General features: G+C 70.5%; 18 protein-coding genes and 3 pseudogenes. 4 read left to right on the top strand and 17 right to left on the bottom strand.

All coding sequences use genetic code 11. The features are described 5' to 3' along the window. Positions 1 to 4: 4 nt before the first annotated feature. The 3 genes and pseudogenes from ACFY1J_RS19925 to ACFY1J_RS19915 form a co-directional block, all read right to left on the bottom strand. Positions 5 to 1,035 (bottom strand): annotated as a pseudogene (locus ACFY1J_RS19925) (phosphotransferase family protein). Between the two features lie 11 nt (positions 1,036 to 1,046). Then, positions 1,047 to 2,186, bottom strand: a pseudogene (locus tag ACFY1J_RS19920) (hypothetical protein). Between the two features lie 395 nt (positions 2,187 to 2,581). Beyond that, on the bottom strand, positions 2,582 to 3,754 hold the full coding sequence (locus ACFY1J_RS19915) for an acyl-CoA dehydrogenase (RefSeq protein WP_390731589.1): 1,173 nt from the start codon (positions 3,752 to 3,754) through the stop codon (positions 2,582 to 2,584). Positions 3,755 to 4,089: 335 nt separating this feature from the next. Between ACFY1J_RS19915 and ACFY1J_RS19910 the strand changes: the two genes are divergently transcribed. Then, the gene (locus ACFY1J_RS19910) at positions 4,090 to 5,316 is read left to right on the top strand and encodes a glycoside hydrolase family 18 protein (protein WP_390731588.1); all 1,227 of its coding nucleotides are present in this window, start codon (positions 4,090 to 4,092) and stop codon (positions 5,314 to 5,316) included. A 56-nt stretch (positions 5,317 to 5,372) separates the two neighbouring features. On the opposite strand, the gene ACFY1J_RS19905 is transcribed toward ACFY1J_RS19910, so the two are convergent. From ACFY1J_RS19905 to ACFY1J_RS19885, 5 genes are all read right to left on the bottom strand, one after another. Continuing rightward, entirely contained in the window at positions 5,373 to 6,032 is a 660-nt protein-coding gene (locus tag ACFY1J_RS19905; RefSeq protein WP_390712484.1) for a TetR/AcrR family transcriptional regulator, read from the bottom strand. Positions 6,033 to 6,109: 77 nt separating this feature from the next. After that, positions 6,110 to 6,250, bottom strand: coding sequence for an SCO1431 family membrane protein (locus tag ACFY1J_RS19900; RefSeq protein WP_390712483.1), 141 nt, complete (start codon positions 6,248 to 6,250; stop codon positions 6,110 to 6,112). Positions 6,251 to 6,350: 100 nt separating this feature from the next. Then, entirely contained in the window at positions 6,351 to 7,712 is a 1,362-nt protein-coding gene (locus ACFY1J_RS19895; RefSeq protein WP_390731587.1) for a peptidase C39 family protein, read from the bottom strand. Between the two features lie 186 nt (positions 7,713 to 7,898). After that, a complete protein-coding gene (locus ACFY1J_RS19890; protein WP_390712481.1) occupies positions 7,899 to 9,440 on the bottom strand; it encodes an amino acid permease in 1,542 nt (513 codons plus the stop codon). Positions 9,441 to 9,477: 37 nt separating this feature from the next. Next, positions 9,478 to 10,434 (bottom strand): hypothetical protein, encoded by a 957-nt coding sequence (locus ACFY1J_RS19885; RefSeq protein ID WP_390712480.1) that lies wholly within the window; start codon positions 10,432 to 10,434, stop codon positions 9,478 to 9,480. A 251-nt stretch (positions 10,435 to 10,685) separates the two neighbouring features. Between ACFY1J_RS19885 and ACFY1J_RS19880 the strand changes: the two genes are divergently transcribed. From ACFY1J_RS19880 to ACFY1J_RS19870, 3 genes and pseudogenes are all read left to right on the top strand, one after another. Beyond that, complete coding sequence (locus ACFY1J_RS19880) at positions 10,686 to 11,306, top strand: uridine kinase (RefSeq protein ID WP_390712527.1); 621 nt, start codon at positions 10,686 to 10,688, stop codon at positions 11,304 to 11,306. 429 nt (positions 11,307 to 11,735) lie between these two features. Beyond that, positions 11,736 to 13,598, top strand: coding sequence for an AAA family ATPase (locus tag ACFY1J_RS19875; protein ID WP_390712526.1), 1,863 nt, complete (start codon positions 11,736 to 11,738; stop codon positions 13,596 to 13,598). Positions 13,599 to 13,745: 147 nt separating this feature from the next. After that, positions 13,746 to 13,920, top strand: a pseudogene (locus tag ACFY1J_RS19870) (IS5/IS1182 family transposase); the annotation flags it as partial. Positions 13,921 to 14,317: 397 nt separating this feature from the next. On the opposite strand, the gene ACFY1J_RS19865 reads toward ACFY1J_RS19870, so the two are convergent. The 9 genes from ACFY1J_RS19865 to ACFY1J_RS19825 all read right to left on the bottom strand — a co-directional run bounded on the left by ACFY1J_RS19865 (position 14,318) and on the right by ACFY1J_RS19825 (position 21,761). Beyond that, positions 14,318 to 15,403 (bottom strand): hemolysin family protein, encoded by a 1,086-nt coding sequence (locus ACFY1J_RS19865; RefSeq protein ID WP_390712479.1) that lies wholly within the window; start codon positions 15,401 to 15,403, stop codon positions 14,318 to 14,320. Continuing rightward, the gene (locus tag ACFY1J_RS19860; protein ID WP_390712478.1) at positions 15,400 to 16,734 is read right to left on the bottom strand and encodes a hemolysin family protein; all 1,335 of its coding nucleotides are present in this window, start codon (positions 16,732 to 16,734) and stop codon (positions 15,400 to 15,402) included. Before ACFY1J_RS19860 ends, ACFY1J_RS19865 begins: the two co-directional genes overlap by 4 nt. A gap of 204 nt (positions 16,735 to 16,938) precedes the next feature. Beyond that, positions 16,939 to 17,403, bottom strand: coding sequence for a PH domain-containing protein (locus tag ACFY1J_RS19855; RefSeq protein WP_390712477.1), 465 nt, complete (start codon positions 17,401 to 17,403; stop codon positions 16,939 to 16,941). A 20-nt stretch (positions 17,404 to 17,423) separates the two neighbouring features. Next, the gene (gene hisG / locus ACFY1J_RS19850) at positions 17,424 to 18,272 is read right to left on the bottom strand and encodes an ATP phosphoribosyltransferase (protein WP_390712476.1); all 849 of its coding nucleotides are present in this window, start codon (positions 18,270 to 18,272) and stop codon (positions 17,424 to 17,426) included. 51 nt (positions 18,273 to 18,323) lie between these two features. After that, positions 18,324 to 18,596 (bottom strand): phosphoribosyl-ATP diphosphatase, encoded by a 273-nt coding sequence (locus tag ACFY1J_RS19845; RefSeq protein WP_007491392.1) that lies wholly within the window; start codon positions 18,594 to 18,596, stop codon positions 18,324 to 18,326. A gap of 33 nt (positions 18,597 to 18,629) precedes the next feature. After that, positions 18,630 to 19,115, bottom strand: a complete 486-nt coding sequence (ribH, locus tag ACFY1J_RS19840) for a 6,7-dimethyl-8-ribityllumazine synthase (RefSeq protein ID WP_363296886.1) — start codon at positions 19,113 to 19,115, stop codon at positions 18,630 to 18,632. 20 nt (positions 19,116 to 19,135) lie between these two features. Continuing rightward, the gene (locus tag ACFY1J_RS19835) at positions 19,136 to 20,512 is read right to left on the bottom strand and encodes a bifunctional 3,4-dihydroxy-2-butanone-4-phosphate synthase/GTP cyclohydrolase II (protein ID WP_390712475.1); all 1,377 of its coding nucleotides are present in this window, start codon (positions 20,510 to 20,512) and stop codon (positions 19,136 to 19,138) included. Further along, positions 20,509 to 21,159: a nicotinamide riboside transporter PnuC gene (pnuC, locus tag ACFY1J_RS19830; protein ID WP_363296884.1), complete on the bottom strand. Its 651-nt coding sequence runs from the start codon at positions 21,157 to 21,159 to the stop codon at positions 20,509 to 20,511. Before pnuC ends, ACFY1J_RS19835 begins: the two co-directional genes overlap by 4 nt. Further along, a complete protein-coding gene (locus tag ACFY1J_RS19825; RefSeq protein ID WP_390712474.1) occupies positions 21,156 to 21,761 on the bottom strand; it encodes a riboflavin synthase in 606 nt (201 codons plus the stop codon). The genes pnuC and ACFY1J_RS19825 overlap by 4 nt, the downstream gene beginning before the upstream one ends. Between the last annotated feature and the right edge of the window lie 130 nt (positions 21,762 to 21,891).

The following is a 21,891-nucleotide window of genomic DNA, read 5'->3' as shown; positions in this document are numbered from 1 at the left end:
TCGCTCAGTCCCAGTAGCTGCCCTGCACCATGGCACGCAGGCTGCCGTGGTGCAGGATCAGTGTGTCCGGGTCCGCCGGGACGGCGACCTCATACAAGTACGCCTGGCGGTAGGCGACCCGCAGCATGACGATCGCGTGCCGCAGGGCGGCGTACAGGGTGTAGAAGTCCATGTCCCGCGGGGTGTGGCCGGTCAGCCGCGCGTACCGTTCCTCGACGCGTTCGCGGCGCAGGAGGCCGGGCAGTCCGCACTGGCAGGAGGCGACCGTGAGGTCGTGGAAGAAGCGGTGCGGATAGACGGTCCAGCCGAGGTCCACCTCGCGCGGGGCGAGTGCCGCCATCTCCCAGTCGAGGACGGCCACGGGGTCGAAGCCGTCGTGGACGACGTTCCCGATGCGCGCGTCGCCCCAGTTGAGCACGGGTTCGCCGGGCTCGTGCGGCCACAGTTCGGCCAGCCGGTCGAAGGCGGCCTCGATGAGCGGTGAGCGGGGCAGGCCGCCAACGACCCATTCGTAGTAGGCGCGTTGGGACGCGACGGGTTTGTCGAGTGCGTCGCCGTCGCCGGGCAGGGCGAGGAACGCGGCTTCCCCGGCCGGGACCTGGTCGTGCAGTCGGGCCAGGAGCGCGACAGCGGCCGCCTCCAGTGCTCGCGCTCGGCGTCGGTCGCCGCGTGCAGCCAACTGCCCTCGTACGTATAGGGCATGACGTCGGGTGGCACACGTCCCTCGACCCGCTCCATGACGAAGAACGGCGCGCCGAGCGGTCCGGGGTCCGCCTCCAGCCAGAGCGCCGCGAGCCGCAACGCGCAGGCACCGCTGGGGGTGCCGCCCGCTCGAGCGAAGCCGAGAGTGGGGGAGGGTGGTTCGGGGTGCTCGATGTCGAAGAGCAGGGTCTCGCTGGGCATCCCGTTGGAGGCCGGGACGGTCACCCCGACGGCCTTGGCGCCGGGCGGCCGGGTGCCGAGCCAGCTGGTGAGACGGCGGGCAAGCTCCTCGGCGTCGCGGGTGGTGGTGCGGGGTCGGGGTGCCGTGGCCATCTCCGCCTCCCTCAGGGCGCGACCGAGTCGAATCCGGTGAAGCCGCTCGGGTCGTGCCGCCCGAACGAGCCGTGTTCGAAGATGCCGTGGCCCACTTGGCCGTCGAGCGTGAAGCGGGCCGCGTGGTCCGTGACGCCGAAGGACGCGAGCCGATGGGCGGTGGGGTCCGAGAGGTCGTAGGTACGGCGATCCGACCAGCCGCGGCCACGCCAGGTGCCGTGCTGCCAGTCGTCGGCGGGTGGATAGCCGGCGCCGAGGGCGAGCGGGGACGTCGTCAGGATCTCCGCCTTGAGCTCCAGGGGCCCTCGCGGGTCGCCGAGATGGATGAGCGCGCGCTCCGGGATGGGGGTCCCCCCTGCTCGAACGGAGTTGAGAGCTTGGGGGAGGGTGCCGGAGCGATGGCCGATCTCCGCCTGGGGCCAGCCGAGTCGGCGTCGCGATGGCCGGGGACGACGAGTGTCGCGTCGTTCAGGGTGCGGTAGCCGTCGGCGTCCTCCTGCACGACGACCATCAGGAATTGGTCCTCGAAGCGGACGGGGCACCAGATCCAGTGGAAGCCCTCGGGCGGGTGGTCCTCGGCGAGCCGTCCGCCCTCCTCCCCCGGGATCGGCCGCACTCCCCAGCTGCGGTCGCGGGTGCCGGTCCGTTCCTCGGCGGTGACGCGGAACTCCTCGTCCCCCGCTCGGACGACGCCCTCCGCCCGGCCCGCCTGGACGAAGCGGCGCCCCTCCAGGCTCAGCCGCCCGCCCGGCGCTGGAAGTGGTGGGGTTCCCACAGGGCCGGGAAGCCGGCGGTCCAGGTGAGGTCGTACGAGAGGGAGTCCTCGCAGGTCGGACGGAACCGTCGCAGGGGCTCGTCGACCTCGATGCGCGGCGGGCCGACGGCGAGCCGCATCCGGTCGTCGCCGAGCGCGTCCGAGGCCCGTACGGCGTGCAGGGTGTCCCCGGTGCGCAGGGTCGCGTACGCGTCGATCACACCGGCGTCGGGTAGACCCCGAGGCCGAGGGTGAGCAGGGCACGTCCCTCGTGGTCGAGGACAGGGAAGACGCAGCGGTCGTAGGCGTTCCGGTCACCGGTCGCCACATGTCTCATGGACAGCGGGACCTGGTGCACCGGGTATTCGTCGAGCGGTACGGGACGGTCGTCAACCACCGGCGGACCCCCTCGATGAAGTGCGCCTGACGGTACGTCAGGCCGCTGGGGGTGGCCAGAGGTGCGACCGGACGTCCGTGAACTCACGCACGATTCGGTGCACCGGTGACCTGTCCGGCCACCCCGGCGTTGCCCAGGCATGACCGTCACGTACTCGGGGACCGGGCGTCAGCGCCTTCTCTTCGTGCCCCCGCCTGCAGGATCGGTTCCGCCGCCCCAGCCCCAGGACCCGCCCATCTACCGCGCGCTGATGCGTGCCTGGGCCGACCGGGGACGCACCCTGCCGGGCCGCCACGATCCGGAGTGGATCAAACTGGCGGCCCCCACGGTCATGCAGGGGTATTTCAGCGAACTCATGGACCGCTGAGCCACCCCCGCGGCGTCGCCCGACCGGTTCAGCGGCTCTCGGGGCCTGCCAGATGGCGGGCGATGACCATCCGCTGGATCTGGTTCGTGCCCTCGACGATCTGCAGGACCTTGGCCTCGCGCATATAGCGCTCGACGGGGAAGTCGGCGGTGTAGCCGTACCCGCCGAGTATCTGCACGGCGTCCGTCGTCACCTTCATCGCCGTGTCCGTGCAGTGCAGCTTGGCCATCGCCGCCTGCTTGGCGAACGGCCGGCCCGCGTCGCGCAGCCGCGCCGCCGCGAGGTACAGCGCCCGGCCCGCCTCGATCTGGGTGGCCATGTCGGCGAGCATGAACCGCAGGCCCTGGAAGTCGGAGATCGGGTGCCCGAACTGGCGCCGCTCGGTGGCATAGGCGATCGCCTCGTCCAGCGCCGACTGGGCCAGGCCGATCGCGCAGGCCGCGATGCCGAGCCGGCCGGAGTCGAGCGCGGACAGGGCGATGGCGAAGCCCTGGCCCTCCTCGCCGATGAGCCGGTCGTCGGGGACGCGTACGCCGTCGAAGTGGACCTGGGCGGTGGGCGAGCCCTTCATGCCCATCTTCTTCTCGGGCAGCGCGCCGCTCAGCCCCTCGGCGTCCCCGGGCACCAGGAACGCGGAGATGCCGCGGGAGCCGTCCTCGCCGGTGCGGGCCATCACGGTGTAGAAGTCGGCGATCCCGCCGTGGGTGATCCAGGCCTTGGTACCGCTGATCACCCAGTCGTCGCCGTCCCGGACCGCCTTGGTCCGCAGGGACGCGGCGTCGGAGCCGGAGGCCGGCTCGGAGAGGCAGTACGCGCCGAGCAGTCCGCCGCCCAGCATCGCGGGCAGGTGCTCGACCTGCTGCTGCTTGGTTCCGTAGGCGGCGAGCGCGTAGCAGGACAGGGTGTGCACGCTGACGCCGAGGCCGACGGTGAGCCGGGCCGTGGCGAGCTCTTCGAGGACCTGGAGGTAGACCTCGTACGGCTGGTCGCCGCCGCCGTACTCGGAGTCGTACGGCAGGCCGAGCAGGCCGGAGTCCGAAAGGAGGCTGAAGACCTCGCGGGGGAAGCGTCCGGCGTCCTCCTCCTCTGCCGCCCTCGGGGCGATCTCTCGCTGCGCGATGTCGCGGACGAGTGAGATCAGGTCCCTGGCCTCGTCGGTGGGCAGCTGACGCTCCACCGGCTGCGGGGCGCGGTCGGACATGGCGACGGTCTCCTCCCTGTTCGGGCACATCGGCGACGTGCGCCTGGGGTCCGGCGGCGCCGCCTGGTCTTCCACGGGTTCGGCCGCTGCGCGCGCTTCCGGGTCTCGGAGGCTGCTGACCAGCGGCTCTGCGCTGTGAGTATGCCCGATCAGCGACCTCCAGTCACCAGTTAACGACCGCTTACTTCAAGAAGTCCACCCCGGACTTCCACGGACCCGAAATTGGTCCGAACCATTGACCAAGTGGTCTAGTCCTCCTAATCTCTCGAACCAACGCTTCACCGCGTTCATGCCAATCGGCGCGCGTTCCCCTCTCCCCCACGAGGAGACACCCGATGCACCCTCCCCGCACCCGATTCCGGGCGCTCGTGTCCGCCGCGTGCTGCGCCGTCCTCGGCGCCGGACTGCTGGCCGGCGCGGGCACCGCCACCGCCGCGGCCCCCGCCGCCCCGAAGGCCGCAGGCTCGAAAGTCGTCGGCTACTTCACCGAATGGGGCACCTACGACCGCAAGTACTACGTCAAGAACATCGAGACGTCCGGTTCGGCCACCCGGCTGACCCACATCAACTACGCCTTCGGCAATGTCACCGGCGGCAAGTGCGCGATGGGCGACTCCTACGCGGCGACCGACCGCGCCTACACCGCGGCCGAGTCGGTGGACGGTGTCGCCGACACCTGGGACCAGCCGCTGCGCGGCAACTTCAATCAGCTCCTCGAGCTGAAGAAGAAGCACCCTGGACTCAAGATCCTGTGGTCCTTCGGCGGCTGGACCTGGTCCAGCGGCTTCGGCGAGGCCGCGCGCAACCCCGCCGCGTTCGCCCAGTCCTGCTACGACCTGGTGAAGAACTCCAAGTGGGCGGGTGTCTTCGACGGCATCGACATCGACTGGGAGTACCCGAACGCCTGCGGCAACACCTGTGACACCAGCGGCCGGGCGGCCTTCCGGAACCTGATGGCGGCGCTGCGCTCCAAGTTCGGCGGCAGCGCGCTGGTCACCGCGGCGATCACCGCCGACGCCACCAGCGGCGGCAAGATCGACGCGGCGGACTACGCGGGGGCGGCGCAGTACGTCAACTGGTACAACCCGATGACGTACGACTACTTCGGCGCGTGGGCCCCGACGGGCCCGACGGCCCCGCACTCGCCGCTGAACTCCTACTCCGGCATCCCGAAGGCGAACTACTACACGTCGGCGACCATCGCGAAGCTGAAGGGCCTGGGCATCCCGGCCTCGAAGCTGCTGCTGGGCATCGGCTTCTACGGGCGCGGCTGGACCGGCGTCACCCAGGCGGCACCGGGCGGCACCGCGACCGGGCCGGCGGCCGGGACGTACGAGCAGGGCATCGACGACTACAAGGTGCTCAAGTCCAAGTGCCCGGCGACCGGCACCGTGGGCGGTACCGCATACGCCAAGTGCGGCAGCAACTGGTGGAGTTACGACACTCCGTCGACCATCGGGACGAAGATGACGTACAAGAACCAGCAGGGCCTGGGCGGCACCTTCTTCTGGGAGCTGAGTGGGGACACCGCGAACGGTGAGCTGATCAAGGCGATCGACTAGCCGGGCACCGGCGCCATCGGCTCGGGGCGGAGGCGGCGGCCTCCGCCCCGTCGGTGTCAGTCCTCCCGGCGGGCGGGCTGCGGAGCCGGGTAGGACGGGTCCAGCTCCTCGATGGCGCGCAGGGCTCCGCCCAGCGTCTTCACGAGCAGTTCGCGCATGGTGTCGCGGGAGAGTTCGGCGTGGTCCATCCAGTCGAGGGTGGCGCCCTCGACGCTGCACACCCAGGCGAGCAGACCCATCCGGGCCAGCGGCGCGATGTCGCTGCGGCCGTAGGCACCCTCGGCTATGGTGCCGACGATCGCCTCGCGCACACCGTCCCGGATGGCGTGCACCTCGGCGTCGAAGCCGACGCCGCCGCTGACGATGGTCCGGAAGGCGGCCTGGTTGTGCTCGGCGTAGCGCAGATAGCTGTCGATGGTGCGGTGGACGCGGTCCACGGCCGCCAGTTCGAGGCCGCTCGCGGCAAAGGTGACCAGGTCGGCGACGGAGTCGTGGATGATCGCCAGGTAGTAGCCGCGCTTGGACTGGAAGTAGTAGTAGATCAGCCCCTTGGCGACATGCGCCTGCCGGGCGATGTCGTCCATGGAGAGCGCGTCGTACGACGTGTCGGCGAACAACTTCCGCCCGATGCCGATGAGTTCTGCCCGACGCGCCACAGAGCGCTCGGTTCCGCGCGCCCGGGGGCGGACGACGGCAGGCTGTTGACTCATATTCAATTCAGACCCTGGTCTCAACGGGCGGCGGGACACCCGAAGTATGTCAGGTCGGCAATGTGTCAGGTCACAGCGTCAGGTCACAGCAGTCCGAGCCGGGTGACAAGCATGGCGACGACCGCGACCAGGACCCACCCCAGGATGTGCTCGACGATCTTCGGGCCGTCGTCCTTGGGCCCGCCGGTGCGGACGCGGGTGGCGGTGGCTGAGTGTGCGGTCATGGTGTCTCGCTGAGGTCGGACGTACAGGTGGATTCCCCCCACCGATCTATCCACCTTGCCACCCGCGACGGCTTTTGCGGCGGAGACGTTGGTCACACGGTCAGCGCACCCCCACCGCCGCGAGCGCCTTGCGCCGGCGCGGGCTCGGATGTGCCGGGAAGTACAGATAGCAGACGCCACCCGTGCCGGAGACGACCTTGCCGCCGGCGTTGTACCGCTTGGTCCGCAGCCAGATGTTCTCGAACTCCCTCCTCAGGTACACCCGCCGCACCGCCTCGTCGCTCGGCGAGGCCGGGTCGTTGGCGATCACATCACCCTCGGCGGTAAAGCCGATCACCGTCATCAGATGGCCCGAGGTGCCGTAACCGGCGCCCGTCAGCTCGGTCTTGAGGAAGGACTGGGACGTTATGGCCGGGATACCGGCCGCGATCAGCATCTCCAGGTCGGTGAGCGAGCCGAGCCGGGTGACCACGCCCTGGAGGCCGTCGAAGGTGGCCGCGTAGGCGGCGTTGAACGGCCAGTTGCCGCAGCCCGCGTACTGGTAGTCGTAGGTGTACCGGGCCGCGTGGCACACCTGCGGGTCGGCGTACGACGGATCGACCCAGGCGAGCTGCTCCGGGGTGAGCCGGCCGCCCCAGTACTCGATGATCATCTGCGAGGAGGTGGGGCTGCACCAGGCCTCGCCGCCGTTGTCGTACTCGGGGTACTGCCCCTTGTGGATCTCCTGCGAGTAGCGCGGGACGCTCAGTTCCTGGGCCAGCCCCGGCGTGGAGGCCGCGACGGTGAAGCGGTCGGGGATGTCGGAGCCCATGGCGCCGAGCCGCCAGACGGTGGGGGTGAGCTTGGTGCCCGGCCTGCGGTACAGGGTCAGCCGCAGCCGGTACGACACCAGGCGCAGGCCGGTGGAGGCGTCGTCGATGGCGAAGGTGTCCGTCCAGATGGTGCTCTTGCCGTCGGTCTGGTCGTCCACCGAGGTCCGCTTGACGTCCTGGTCGCCGGCCGCCCAGCGGCCCATCACGTACCAGGGCGTCGCCGTGCCGTCGGAGTAGGTGCCGGTCAGCTCGACCTGGAGCCAGGTGCCGGCCGGGGTGTGCGCGTTCCAGGAGGCGATCGCCTCGGTGGCGGGGACGCTCAGCCGGTGGAGCGGAGAGGTCCAGGTGGCGTACTCCCAGGCGGCCGTGGTGCCGGTGTGCGGGTCCGGGTAGTCCACGGTGCCCGCCGGGGCGGCGATGATCACGCCCGGGCGGCTGCCCGCGACGGCCCGGACGCCCTGGCAACTGCCGGAGCGCCAGTCGCTGTGGGTGGTCCAGGCACGGTTGTCGACAAGCCGGGTGGGGCCCGCGTCGTCGGTGTCGTGCGTGGAGGCGGTCACGGCGGCCGCGGGGCCCGTGCCACCGGCCACCGCGGCGGCGACCGCCGCGGCCAGAACGGTTCTGCGGGACGGCTGTTCGGCTCTGCTCATGGGCGGAAGACCCCCGGTGTCCGAGTGGCAGCAGTGCGCCAACTATGGCCGAGACGCCATGCCCCTGCCAGCACTTCGGCCCATGCCACGCCCATGAACATTGGTCTCACCCACTGGCAGAACCCGGGTGGGCCGCACGGTCCCGGCGCACGCTGGTGATGTGCGCCGGAATCCGTGGCGCGTGGGTCAGATGAGGTCCATCGCCGCGACCTCGTCCGGACGGCCGTAGCTGACCGGCCCCTGGAAGCGGCGGCGGGCGGTGGCGAACCACCACACCGTGGCCACGATCAGGACGACGGCGAGCGCGATCGGCGCGTAGTTGAAGGAGTCGACGGTGATCGGCGAGGCCTGCGGCAGCATGAAGAGGACGCTGCTGAGCACGATCCAGGTCACCGCCAGCCAGCCGATCGGCCGGCCCCAGCGGCCCAGGTGCCAGGGCCCGTGCTGGAACTCGTCGCCGAGCCGCAGCCGCAGGAAGATCGGCACGGCGTAGGCGAGGAAGAGCCCGACAACGTTGACACTGACGATGGCGGTGAACGCGGTGTGCGACCACCAGCCCGGCAGCACCAGGGCCAGGGAGCAGGCCACCGCGAGCCACACGGCCTTCACGGGGGTACGGGTGCGGGGCGAGACCGAGTGCCACAGGCGCGAGCCGGGCATGGCGCCGTCCCGGGAGAAGGCGAAGATCTGCCGGGTGTTGCTGGTGAGGTTGGCCAGGCCGCAGAAGAGCATCGCGCCGATCACGACCAGCAGCAGCGCCTTGGCCCAGCCCATGCCCAGCCCGTCGATGAGAATCTGCACGGGCGGCGCGGACGAGCCCGCGACCTTGTCGTAGTCGCTAATGCTGTAGACCAGTGCCAGCATCAGGATCAGTCCGGTGATCGCCGAATAACCTATCGAACGAGTGATCCCCTTCGGCGCGTTGACCGTCGCACGCACCGTTTCCTCCGACATGTGGAAGCTGCCGTCGAAGCCGGTGAACGTCCAGCTGGTGACCAGCAGGCCGAGCATGCCGCCGTAAAGCCCGTTGGTGAAACCGGTGTTGTTCACGAAATGCGTCACGAACGACGCCGACTGGTGGTGGTCCGGCATCACGATCAGTGTGCTCACGATCACCACGAGTCCGATCAGCAGCCACCACACGGAAATCCGGTTCAGGATGGCGACCAGCTGGACCGTGTAGGTGTTGGCGAGCCCCTGGAGCACGATGATCAGGGCCGTGATCAGGACCGTCTGATGCGCGGTCGGCACGTACGACGACCACTGCAGGGCGATGAAGGCCTGGATGAAGGTGGCTGCCGCGTATCCGGTGGCGGCGGTGCCGCCGATCTGGCCCACGAAGTTCAGCCAGCCCGTGTACCAGGACCAGGCGCCATTGTGCCGCTTGGCGAGTTTACCGGCGGAGAAATACAGCGCCCCGCTCGTCGGATAGGCCGACGCGACCTCCGCCATGGCGGCACCGATGAACAGCACCATGACGGAAACGCCGATCCAGCCGAAGACGAGAACACGCGGGCCACCCGCGTTCATACCGAAGCCGAAAGATGAGAAAATACCCGAGAGGATATTGATGATGGTGAAGGAGATCGCGAAATTGTCGAACGCCTGGAATCGGCGGGTGAGTTTCCGCGGATAACCCATCGCATGCAGGGTCGCATCGTCGTCGAGCACGATCGGGTCTTCTCCCCCACGAGCCCTGGCCCGTGGAGTCGATATCCGTTCTGACACTGATCGACCTTTCTCTCAGTAGGGGACGAGCGGGACGTCAGGCGGCACCCGGCACGGGCAGGCCGCATCCGCGCCGGGCCCGGGAGAGCTGTTCCTCGGGTTCGCCGAAGACGCTCCAGGGCATGCGCGAGGCGTACGGCCCCATCGCCGTGAAGACCGCCCGGGCCTCGAACTCGCACTGGGCCATGACCAGCGCGTGTGCGAGGTAAGCCAGGTCGAGCACCGGAGTGAAGCGGTAACCGGCCACCGTGGGAAGCCAGTTGTGGTAGATCGCGAGTGCGGTGGAGCGCCACTGGGGCTGCTCCCAGACCCGGTCGGCGAGCAGCTGGGTGGGGTTGTAGCTCTCCACCAGGGCAACCAGGGGAAGCAGCCGCAGCGGGGAGTCGGCGGGGGCCCGCTGGCTGAGGAAGGCGGCCACGTCCCAGGCCGCGTTCACCGAGCCGCCGTGGCGGGTGAAGAAGAAGGAGAGGAAGCGGTGGTGGGCCTCGCGGTTGAACGGGTCGAGCGTCAGGATGTGCGCGAACAGCCGCCACGGTCCGGGCGGGGCGGTGAGCAGGCCGTTGGGGGCGGGGTCGCGCAGGCGGTGCAGCCGGGTCATGGCCAGCTTGGCGACCCAGGGCGTGGGGTCGGCGGGGGCCATGACGGCGGCCCGGTCGCAGGCGGCCAGCGCGATCCGTTCCAGGGCCTCGGCCCGCTCGTCATGGGCGTCGGCGGCGCGGATCGCGCGCAGCACGGCCACCCGGGCCCACATCAGGGCCGCTTCGGGGGTCGTCTCCTCGGCGAGCCAGCGCTCGACGAGGTCGGTGCCGGCGGCCTCGGAGGCCACGACGAGGGAGCGGTGGGCGCGCAGGCCGAAGTCGGTGCGGGTCTCGGTCAGGGCTTCGTGGGCACTCAGATATCTTCCGGCGCGTACGTCGACGCATACGCTCGCGAGGACACGGTCGTCGGCCGCCGGATGCCACACATACTGCCCCTCGAATAACTCCGCGGCCATCTTCCCCTGTCCGTCCCCGTTACGTCGCTTCGCAGTCGCGCACCAGGCACCTTACTCAGCGCCGGGCACACCGGATACGGCGAATTCGACATATCGGTCAGCCGATTCAGAATATTAATGAAACGATTGGCGGCCGACTCGCGAGTAGTTCAACGTGATACGTTTTTCCACCCGGCGCCGCGGCCGCTATACGCCGCTACTAGAATGTTTCCGGAAAACACCCCACACCGCATCACACCTCGGGAATCGCCATTCACGACCTCGCCGCCCGCCTGAGCGAACTACCCCCGTCCTGCGGACCGGTCCGCCTGATCGCCGTCGACGGGCACGCCGGCTCCGGGAAGTCCACGTTCACCGGCCGCCTGGCCGCCGCGCTGGGCGGGGCGCCCGTGCTGCATCTCGACGACATCGCCAGCCACGACGAGCTCTTCGAGTGGACCGGGCGCCTGCTGGCGCAGGTGATCGAACCGCTCGGCCGCGGCGAGACCGCGTCATACGCACCCTACGACTGGCACGCCCGCGCCTTCGGCCCGCCCCGTGCGCTGCCGCCCGCACCCGTGATCCTGATCGAGGGCGTCGGCGCGGGCCGCCGGGCGCTGCGTCCGCATCTGGCGCGACTGCTGTGGATGGAAATGCCCCACGAGGACTCCTGGACACGCGGCCGTCTGCGGGACGGAGCCGAGCAGCGGGACTTCTGGGCCGGGTGGGTCCGGGCGGAACACCGGCACTTCGCCGAGGACCCCTCACGGCCGTACGCCGACCTTCTGGTACTGCAGTCACAGAAGGGGTACGAGGTACTGCCGGGCCCTGGAGAGACCAATGGACCGGACCAGGAAGTCACACACCGTGACGGACCGTCCGCTGTGTGCTGAACTTGTGAAGACCCTTCCTGGGAACTTGTTCGACTGTCTCAACTCGGCTTGACCCGGGGGCCGTACAGGACTTACGTTCTCAATGAGCGGTCATTGGAGCCGCCCCATAGTCGCGAAGCCCCCGGTTGTTCCCCCGTGATCGGGGGCTTCGTTCTGCCCGGAGCCCGTTTTCCGGAAGCCGCGCGCACCGATTCGCTCACCCTCGGTCACCGAACCCTGTGCGCCCCGTCTGCTCCCACCTCGTCAAACGGCCCGTGCGGCACCCTTCGGCGGGCACCCGGCCCGCAGGTACGATGCCCTCGGTGCGACCTTCGTACGGCTGCTTCGCGCACCTTCAACTCCGGTCCGCGGCACAGCGGTTCGACCACGGCGGCCGTCGGGCGACTGCCCGGTGGTGAACCTATGGGGGCGCGGTTTGTGGGGGACGTGATGGACTTCGGCACGCAGGGCCTCGAGGCCCCGGCCGACCTCGCCTGGCTGCGAGGCGTGGACGCCTACACGATGGGCGCCTATCCGCAGGCGGAGGAGGAGTTCCGCACCGCGGTGCGGATGGATCCCGGCATGGCCGACGGCTGGCTCGGGCTGCACGCGCTGCGCGTCGACACGACGACCGCGCTGCTCAGGATGTTCCGGCACCGGGACCGCTTCGGGGAGCAGCGCGCCCGCCACCGCCGCACGCTCAACTCCTGGTACTGGCTGGGCTGGTGGGTGCAGCCGGTGCTGGAGAGCCCGCGCGACCTGCTGCTCGCGCACGCCTCGCACTGGCTGGACGGCCGCCACGTCCCGGAGCTGGACCGGGCGCTCGCCGGACTCCCGCCCGTGGACACCGACCCGCAGGTCCGCTTTCTGCACGCCTGCCGGGCCTATCTGGTCAAGGACTGGGAACAGCTGGTCCGGCACACCGACACGCTGCTCGACGACGCGATGCTCGGCATCGAGGCGGGCCTGTTCGGCGGCATGGCACGGGTCCGGCTGGAGATGTACGGGCAGGCGGAGCCGCTGCTGTCGGCGGCCCTGATGCGGTGCCGCAGCGAACAGCCCCAGCGCAAGGAGCTGCGGTACTGGCTGGCCCGGGCCCACGAGGGCACGGGGCGCAGCGCGGCGGCGCTGCCGCTGTACCGGGCCGTGCACCGGGTCGACCCCGCGTTCATGGACACCTCGGCCCGGCTGGCCGCGATCGCCGAGGGCGACGGGTACGACGACGCGGCCGACCTCGCGGCGATCACGCTCACCGGCGCCGGGCAGGACAGCGTGGACGGTCCCGATGTGCTCGATCCGCTCTTCGGCACCGAGGCCCGCGACCTGCGGTTCCCCGAGCCGGAACTGCCGGCCGCCGGTCCGCTGTCGTCGGTGAGCGACCCGACGGTGCGGGAGAAGACCGTCGTACCCTCACCCCTGCCCGCCGGGCCCACCGACCCCGCGCTGCTGGAGGAGGCGCTCGCCGAGCTTGAGCGCATGGTGGGGCTGGAGCCCGTCAAACGCCAGGTCAAGGCGCTCTCCGCCCAGTTGAACATGGCGCGGCTGCGGGCCGGGCAGGGGCTGCCGGTGCAGCCGCCGAAGCGCCACTTCGTCTTCTCCGGCCCCTCGGGCACCGGCAAGACCACGGTCGCCCGCATCCTGGGACGTGTCTTCTACGCCCTCGGCCTGCTCGGCGGCGACCATCTGGTGGAGGCCCAGCGGGCCGACCTCGTCGGCGAGTATCTGGGCCAGACCGCGGTCAAGGCCAACGAGCTGATCGACTCCGCGATCGGCGGTGTGCTGTTCGTCGACGAGGCGTACTCGCTCTCCAACTCGGGCTACGGCAAGGGCGACGCGTACGGCGACGAGGCCCTGCAGGTGCTCCTCAAGCGGGCCGAGGACAACCGGGACCACCTGGTGGTGATCCTGGCCGGCTACCCGGAGGGCATGGACCGGCTGCTGGCCGCCAACCCGGGCCTGTCCTCCCGCTTCACGACTCGCGTCGACTTCCCCTCGTACCGGCCCCTGGAACTCACCTCGATCGGCGAGGTGCTCGCCGCGGAGAACGGCGACGTGTGGGACGAGGAGGCCCTGGACGAGCTGCGGTCCATCGCCGGGCACGTCGTCGACCAGGGGTGGATCGACGAGCTGGGGAACGGACGCTTCCTGCGAACCCTGTACGAGAAGAGCTGCGCCTACCGGGATCTGCGTCTGTCGACCTACCCCGGCGTGCTGTCCCGCGACGACCTGGCGACCCTCCGACTCCCGGACCTGATGCAGGCATACGGGGAGGTCCTGTCGGGCCGGGGCCCACAGGACCCGCCGGCCATGTGACACGACCCCGTGGTCCGCCCCTCCGCGGGCCACGGGGAGCCACGAGACCGGCGCGGCCCGCAGGCGCGGGGGCCCTGGGCCGGCCGGTGGCCGGCGGGCGCCGTCACAGGCGAGGTGGATCTTCGTGGCCGGTCCGCCCCGGGTCCCTGGTCGGCCGACGGCACCTGGGACCGGCCCGCCCCTGGACCGCGTCCAGCAGCACTCCGATGCCGTCGGGGCCGTGGACTGGTCGATCGTGTGCATCGACTCGGCCGCCTTGCGAACCCATCAGCACTCGGCCGGGGCACGAAAAAGGGCTGCGGCCACACGAAGCGACGGCGGGCCGGGTCACCGCCCACGCCTGATCAGTCGGCGCGTGCCGACGCGCCCCTATGCGGGCACGGCCCCAGGGGCCCAAGCAGCCGCGAACCGCACAGGCCCACGCCGGCACGCGCCGGCACGCTCCGGGAATCCCCGAAGCGACCGCACACGCGCCCGCCGACCCCACGGCCCACCAGCGCCCACCGACCCATCGGCCCGCACGCACCAGCACCCCAGGGCCCACGCGCATCCGCGAACCGCACAGGCCCACGGCCAGCACACGCCCGCCCCGGGAATCCACCGAGCAACCGCACACACGCGCCCACAGACCCATCGGCCCGCACGCACCCGAAAACCGGCGGCACCGCAAGTTCAGGCGGCCTCAGGCAACCGTGACCGTCAGGCCCCGCCGGGTGCCCTCAGCCGGCCAGAGCCTCCTCCGGTTCGTCGCTTGCTCGGGGTTCTGTCACCTTCGGTTCCGGGGTCGCGCGGTGGGCCGGGTCGCGGACCTCGCCGACCAGGAGCTCCAGGACGTCCTCCAGCGCGACCAGGCCGAGTACCTTGCCGGACGCGTCGGCCACCTGTGCCAGGTGCGTCGCGGCGCGCCGCATCACCGTGAGCGCGTCGTCGAGCGGCAGCTCGCACCGGAGGGTGGTCATGGGCCGCCAGACGTGCTGCGGCACGGCCCGGTCCGAGTCCTCCAGGTCCAGTACGTCCTTCACGTGCACGTACCCCATGAAGGCGCCCTTCTCCGCGGCCACGGGGAAGCGCGAGTACCCCGTCCGGGCGGTGAGCCGGACGATCTCCCCCGCGGTGACCGACGGAGTCACCGTCACCAGTGACTCACGCCTGAGCAGCACATCGGTGACCGGGCGCGAGCCCAGTTCCAGCGCGTCCTCCAGACGCTCCTGCTCCTCGGGGGCGAGGAGGCCGGCCTGGCCGGAGTCCTCCAGCAGCCGGTTGAGCTGCTCGCTGGTGACGACGGCCTCCACCTCGTCCTTCGGCTCGACGCGGAAGAGCCGCAGGATGCCCCGGGCGCAGGCGCCGAGGGCCACCGTGATCGGCCGGCAGACGCGGGCGAAGGCGACCAGCCCCGGGCTGAGCCACAGCGCGGCCTTCTCCGGCGCCGCCATCGCAAGGTTCTTCGGCACCATCTCGCCGATGACCAGGTGGAAGAAGACCACGGCGGCGAGGGCGATGACATACCCGAGCGGGTGAATCATGCCGTCGGGCAGATGAACCGCCTCGAACACGGGTTCAAGCAGATGGGCCACCGTGGGCTCGGCGACCGCGCCCAGGGTCAGCGAGCAGACGGTGATGCCGAACTGGGCGGCGGCCATCATCTGCGGCAGTCGCTCCAGGCCGTACAGCACCTGGCGGGCCCGTGCGGTGCCGAGCGGTTCGATCTGGCTGCGGCGCACGGACACGAGCGCGAACTCGGCGCCGACGAAGAAGCCGTTGGCGAGCACGAGCAGCATGGCGAAGACCAGTTGGAGCACGCTCATCGCATGGCCTCCATGACGTTCACCGTCGCGGCCGTCCGGACCAGCCGGACCCGCTCCGCGCGGTAGTGCCCGACCTGGCGCACCGACAGCCGCCAGCCGGGCAGTTCCGCCTTGTCGCCGGGCGCCGGGATACGGCCGAGCAGATCGGCCACCAGGCCGGCGACGGTCTCGTAGGGGCCCTCGGGCACGTCGAGGCCTATGCGCTGCAGGATGTCGACCCGGACGCTGCCGTCGACGTCCCAGGCGGGCCTGCCGTCCTGCGGCGGGGCCGCGGAGAGTTCGGGCGCGTCCGGCCGGTCGTGCTCGTCGCGGACCTCGCCGACGAGTTCCTCGACGATGTCCTCCAGGGTGACCACGCCCGCCGTGCCGCCGTACTCGTCGACGACGACCGCGATGGGCTGCTCGCTGCGCAGCCGCGCGAGCAGTGGCTGCACCGGAAGCGTCTCGGGGACGAGCAGCGCCTTGCTCGCGATACGGCCGACCGGGGTACGCAGCCGGTCGCCCGACGCGATCGCCAGGGCGTCCTTGAGGTGGACCATCCCGACGATCTCGTCGATCTTCTCCCGGTAGACGGGGAAGCGGGACAGGCCGGTGGCCCGGGTCAGATTGACCACGTCCTCGGCGGTGGCCGAGTCCTGGAGTGCGCTGACCTTCACGCGCGGGGTCATGACGTGCTGCGCGGTCAGGTCGCCGAGGGACAGCGTCCGTACGAAGAGGTCGGCCGTGTCCTGCTCCAGGGCGCCGGCCTGGGCGGAGTGCCGGGCCAGCGAGACCAGCTCGCCGGGGGTGCGGGCGGAGGCCAGCTCCTCGGTGGGTTCCACGCCCAGGGCGCGCACGAGCCGGTTGGCGACCGTGTTCAGGCCGGAGATCACCGGGCGGAACAGCCGGGAGAAGCGGTGCTGCGGGCCGGCGACGAACCGCGCGACCTGCAGGGGCTTGGACACCGCCCAGTTCTTGGGTACGAGTTCGCCGATCACCATCTGGATCGCCGAGGCGAGCAGCATGCCGACGACCACGGCGACGCCGGACACCGCCCCGTCCGGGACGCCGATCGCGGCGAACGGGCCGCTCAGGAGCCCCGCGAGGGCCGGTTCGGCGAGCATGCCGACGACGAGGGAGGTGATGGTGATGCCGAGCTGGGTGCCGGAGAGCTGGAAGGACAGCTCCTTGAGGGCCTCGACGACCGTACGGGCGCGTTTGTCGCCCTCGGCGGCGGCCTTCTCGGCTTCCGGGCGCTCGACCGTCACCAGGCCGAACTCGGCCGCCACGAAGAATCCGTTGGCCAGGATCAGCAGGAACGCCGCTCCGAGGAGCAGCAGGGGGATGGTCATGATGCCGCCGCCTCCGCGCTATGTCGGTAGGGGGCGGCGCAGGTACTACAGGACGATCCGTCCATCGCTGGAGGGAGTCACTCCTCGGGTAGCAGGAACCCCTGCGCGCCGGTCGGCGCCACAGGGGCGGAAGCGCAACGTAAACGCCTCCGCCACCAGATTAATCAAGACACGGGCCGATGCGGCAGGGTGGACGACCCCGAGTCAGCCCCGATCTTGCCCGGGATCGTGTATGGCGCGGGCCTCGGCGAGCGCCCGCAGCGTACGCGCGTCGGCGATGGCGCGCTGCTTGGCGACGCCCGGCTGGATGCCGAGCGCGGGCAGGCTGGTGCCGTCGCTGAGGTTCAGGAACACCCAGGGGTCGCCGGGGCGGAGGTTCACCTGAAGGATTTCCGCCCATTCCAGGTGCCGTTTGCTGGCGATGTTCACCACAGTGACGCCGGACTCGTCGGCGACGACCTTCACCCGCGCGAGCAGGGCCAGCACCCAGAAGATGAGGCCGCCGGTGAGGATGAAGCTGAGCCGCTCCCCCGGGCCGAGCTGCTCCAGCAGCAGGGCGACGCCCGAGATGACCATGAAGATCGCGATGCCGGCTGTGAGCAGAATCGCACGGGTGCGGCCCGGCCGGAAGGTGACGGGGAGGGCGGGAAGGGGGGTCTGTTCGGACATCGGTGCGCGGCCTCCCGGGATCAGAGGCGGCAGGCGTGGATGGCCGTGGTCAGGATGGCCCGGGCGCCGATGGCGTACAGGTCGTCCATGATCCGCTGGGCGTCCTTGGCGGGGACCATGGCGCGGACGGCGACCCAGCCCTCGTTGTGCAGGGGGGAGATGGTGGGGGACTCCAGGCCCGGGGTGAGGGCGACGGCCTTCTCCAGCTGTTCGACGCGGCAGTCGTAGTCCATCATCACGTACGTCCGGGCCACCAGGACGCCCTGGAGGCGGCGCAGGAACTGCTGGACCTTGGATTCCTCGGCGTCGGCACCGGTGCGGCGGACCACCACCGCCTCGGACGTCATGATCGGCTCGCCGAAGACCTCCAGGCCCGCGTTGCGCAGCGAGGTGCCGGTCTCCACGACGTCCGCGATGATCTCGGCGACCCCCAGCTCGATGGCGGTCTCGACGGCGCCGTCGAGGTGGACGACGGAGGCGTCGACGCCGTTGTCGGCGAGGTGCTTGGCGACGATGCCCTCGTAGGAGGTGGCGACCGTCAGGCCGTTCAGGTCCTCGACGCTCTTGGCCGTGCCGGGCTTGGTGGCGTAGCGGAAGGTGGAGCGGGCGAAGCCGAGCGGCAGGATCTCCTCGGCGTTGGCGCCGGAGTCCACGAGCAGATCGCGGCCGGTGATGCCGATGTCGAGCCGGCCGGAGGACACGTAGATCGCGATGTCGCGGGGGCGGAGGTAGAAGAACTCGACCTCGTTCGCCGGGTCGACGATCCGCAGTTCCTTGGACTCCCGGCGCTGCCGGTAGCCGGCCTCATGCAGCATCTCCGCCGCAGGGCCGGACAGTGAACCCTTGTTGGGGACGGCGATGCGCAGCATGAGGTCGGCTTCCTTTGTTCGTGCGTACGGTGTGCGACGTGCTCTTACGGCTCAGAGGTGGGCGTAGACGTCGTCCAGGGAGATCCCGCGGGCGACCATCATCACCTGGACGTGGTACAGCAGCTGCGAGATCTCCTCGGCGGCCGCCTCCTTGCCCTCGTACTCGGCGGCCATCCAGACCTCGGCGGCCTCCTCGACGACCTTCTTGCCGATGGCATGGACGCCCTTTCCGACCAGTTCGGCGGTGCGGGACGTGGCGGGATCGCCGTGGGCGGCCTTGTGCTGGAGCTCGGTGAAGAGCTCCTCGAACGTCTTCTTGGACATGATGGCCCCACCCTACGCGGTTCGGGCGATCCCCTAGTGCCAGGGTTCAGATACTGAGCGGAGGGTGATCGCGGTCGCCACCGCCGCCGTCACCGCCTCGTGCCCCTTGTCCTCGTTGGAGCCCTCCAGACCGGCCCGGTCCAGGGCCTGCTCCTCGTTGTCACAGGTGAGCAGGCCGAAGCCGACGGGGACGCCGGTCTGCACGGAGACCTGGGTCAGGCCCTGGGTGACGCCCTGGCACACGTAGTCGAAGTGGGGGGTGCCGCCGCGGATGACGACGCCGAGCGCGACGACCGCGTCGTAGCCGCGGCCCGCGAGGGCCTTGGCGGCGACCGGGAGCTCCCAGCTGCCGGGGACCCGCAGCAGGGTCGGCTCGTCGATCCCCAGGTCGCGCAGGGCGCGCAGGGCGCCGTCCACCAGACCGTCCATCACCTTCTCGTGCCACTGCGCCGCGATGACGGCGACCCGCAGATCGCTCGCGTTGCGTACGGACAGTTCCGGTGCACCCTTGCCGCTCACGTCTCTCCTCAGTGCTGTTCTTACTGGTTGCCACAGGTGGCCGCGGACGCGGCCACAGAAGCTGCCACGGGCGGTGTGTCCAGCCAGGGCAGGTCGTGACCCATCCGGTCCCGCTTGGTGCGCAGGTAGCGGAGGTTGTGCTCGCCCGCCTGTACGGGCATCGGCTCGCGCCCGGTGACCTTGAGTCCGTGGCGCAGCAGCGCTTCGGTCTTGTCGGGGTTGTTGGTCATCAGCCGCAGGCTGCGGACGCCGAGGTCCGCCAGGATCTGCGCGCCCGCGCCGTAGTCGCGGGCGTCGGCGGGCAGGCCGAGTTCGAGGTTGGCGTCGAGGGTGTCGTGGCCCTGTTCCTGCAGTTCGTAGGCGCGCAGCTTGGACAGCAGTCCGATGCCGCGGCCCTCGTGCCCGCGCAGGTAGACCACCACGCCCCGGCCCTCCTCCTGGATGCGCTCCAGCGAGCCGTCCAGCTGGGGACCGCAGTCGCAGCGCGCGGAGCCGAAGACGTCGCCGGTGAGGCATTCGGAGTGGACGCGGACGAGGACGTCCTCGCCGTCGCCGATCTCACCGTGGACCAGGGCGACGTGCTCGACGCCGTCGGCGGTGGCGCGGTAGCCGTACGCCGTGAACGCGCCGTGCCTGGTGGGCAGATGGACCTCGGCCTCACGGCGCACGGTGGGCTCGGCGCCGCGGCGGTAGGCGATCAGATCCTCGATGGAGATGATCGTCAGGCCGTGCTTGCGGGCGAACGGGATCAGCTCGGGCAGGCGCAGCATGCGGCCGTCCTCGCCGGCGATCTCGACGATCGCGCCGGCCGGGCGCAGGCCCGCGAGGCGGGCGAGGTCGACGGCCGCCTCCGTGTGGCCGTTGCGGACCAGGACCCCACCGGGCCGGGCGCGCAGCGGGAAGACATGGCCGGGGCGCACGAAGTCGGTGGGCTCCGCCGTGCCGCTCGCCAGCAGTTGGAGCGTGGTCGCGCGGTCCGCGGCCGAGATGCCGGTGCTCACACCGTGGGCGGCGGAGGCGTCCACGGAGACGGTGAACGCGGTCTTCATCGACTCGGTGTTGTCCTCAACCATCTGCGGCAGCCGCAGCCGGTCCAGTTCCTCGCCCTCCATGGGCGCGCAGATCAGTCCGCGGCACTCGCTCATCATGAAGGCGATGATCTCGGGGGTCGCCTTCTCGGCGGCGATGACGAGGTCGCCCTCGTTCTCCCGGTCCTCGTCGTCGACGACCACGATCGGGCGGCCGGCGGCGATGTCGGCGATGGCCTGCTCGACGGAGTCGAGCCTGAAGTCCTCGATGTGCTCGGGGGAGTCGGTGCTGTAGAGCAGCGGCGGGATCGAAGGGGTGGCGCGCAGCGCCCCGTTCAGGGTGGTGGTGGGTGACGGGCGGGCAGTCATGCCGGCGCTCCTTCCAGGACGGGCCGCGCGTCCTTGCGGGAGCGCAGCCACCAGTCGCGCATGCCCCACAGGACGAGTGCGCCGTATATGACGTAGACGAAGCCGGAGAAGGCGTAGCCGTTGGCGAAGTTCAGTGGCACGCCGACGAGGTCGACGAGCAGCCAGGCGATCCAGAACTCGACCATGCCGCGGGCCTGCGCGTACATGGCGACGACGGTGCCGACGAAGATGTAGGCGTCCGGCCAAGGGTCCCAGGACAGGGTCGGGTACGCCTTGAAGAGCAGGGCCACCGCGACGGTGCCGACGGCCGCGGCGGCGGCCATCGCGGCGCGCTCGCGCCAGGTGGCGAACCGCGGGGTGATGTGGCCGTCGCCGCCGTCCTCGGTCCGGCCCTTGTTGCGGTTCCACTGCCACCAGCCGTAGAGCGCGACGGCCATGACGACGACCTGCTTGCCGGCGCTGCCCGCGAGGTGGCCGTAGAAGGCCGCGAAGAGGACGAGGCCGGAGAGGAACTGCACCGGCCAGGTCAGCAGGGAGCGGCGCCAGCCGAGGGCGAGCGTGATGAGGCCGAGGATGTTGCCGGCCATGTCCGACCAGATGATGTGCTGGCCGAACAGGACGAACGCCTCCGAGTTCAGCCAGCTCACCGCTCTGCCCCCTGACCGGCCGCGAGGAGCCGCTCGACGTACTTGGCGATGACGTCGACCTCGAGGTTGACCGGGTCGCCGGGCTGCTTGAGGCCGAGCGTGGTCAGGGCGAGGGTGGTGGGGATGAGGCTGATGGTGAAGTAGTCCGGGCCGGCCTCGACGACGGTGAGGCTGATGCCGTCGACGGTGATGGAGCCCTTCTCTACGACGTAGCGGGCGAGGTCCGCGGGCAGCGAGACCTTCACGATCTCCCAGTTCTCGGAAGGCTTGCGCTCCAGTACCCGGCCGGTGCCGTCCACGTGCCCCTGCACGATGTGCCCGCCGAGGCGCGCGCCGACGGCGGTGGGGCGCTCCAGGTTGACGCGGGAGCCGACGGTGAGGACGCCCAGGCTGGAGCGGTCCAGGGTCTCGGCCATGACATCGGCGGTGAACTCGTCGCCCTCGTGCTCCACGACGGTGAGACAGACCCCGTTCACGGCGATGGAGTCGCCGTGCTGCGCGCCCTCGGTCACTACGGGGCCACGCAGTCGGAAGCGGGAGGCGTCGCCGAGGTTCTCGACGGCGGTGACTTCACCCAGCTCTTCGACGATTCCGGTGAACACTTCCCGGGTCCTCCTGCCACATTGGGGCACGGACTCCGGGGCCTGTCGATGACGACAGAATGTACGGGTGAGCAAGACCGTCAGCTCGCCGACGCCGAAAGGGACCCGTCCAACCGCGGACGAGCCCAGA

The sequence above is a fragment of the Streptomyces sp. NPDC001406 genome (genome assembly GCF_042895285.1).
Taxonomy (GTDB): domain Bacteria; phylum Actinomycetota; class Actinomycetes; order Streptomycetales; family Streptomycetaceae; genus Streptomyces.
This window is presented reverse-complemented; position numbering and strand designations above follow the sequence as displayed.

Coding starts and splice junctions, on each gene's coding strand:
- ACFY1J_RS19885 (WP_390712480.1), bottom strand. CDS start 10,434: ATGGCCGCGGAGTTATTCGAGGGGCAGTATGTGTGGCATCCGGCGGCC.
- ACFY1J_RS19845 (WP_007491392.1), bottom strand. CDS start 18,596: ATGTCCAAGAAGACGTTCGAGGAGCTCTTCACCGAGCTCCAGCACAAG.
- ACFY1J_RS19875 (WP_390712526.1), top strand. CDS start 11,736: ATGGACTTCGGCACGCAGGGCCTCGAGGCCCCGGCCGACCTCGCCTGG.
- ACFY1J_RS19835 (WP_390712475.1), bottom strand. CDS start 20,512: ATGACTGCCCGCCCGTCACCCACCACCACCCTGAACGGGGCGCTGCGC.
- ACFY1J_RS19855 (WP_390712477.1), bottom strand. CDS start 17,403: ATGTCCGAACAGACCCCCCTTCCCGCCCTCCCCGTCACCTTCCGGCCG.
- ACFY1J_RS19895 (WP_390731587.1), bottom strand. CDS start 7,712: ATGAGCAGAGCCGAACAGCCGTCCCGCAGAACCGTTCTGGCCGCGGCG.
- ACFY1J_RS19865 (WP_390712479.1), bottom strand. CDS start 15,403: ATGAGCGTGCTCCAACTGGTCTTCGCCATGCTGCTCGTGCTCGCCAAC.
- ACFY1J_RS19915 (WP_390731589.1), bottom strand. CDS start 3,754: ATGTCCGACCGCGCCCCGCAGCCGGTGGAGCGTCAGCTGCCCACCGAC.
- ACFY1J_RS19860 (WP_390712478.1), bottom strand. CDS start 16,734: ATGACCATCCCCCTGCTGCTCCTCGGAGCGGCGTTCCTGCTGATCCTG.
- hisG (WP_390712476.1), bottom strand. CDS start 18,272: ATGCTGCGCATCGCCGTCCCCAACAAGGGTTCACTGTCCGGCCCTGCG.
- ACFY1J_RS19900 (WP_390712483.1), bottom strand. CDS start 6,250: ATGACCGCACACTCAGCCACCGCCACCCGCGTCCGCACCGGCGGGCCC.
- ACFY1J_RS19910 (WP_390731588.1), top strand. CDS start 4,090: ATGCACCCTCCCCGCACCCGATTCCGGGCGCTCGTGTCCGCCGCGTGC.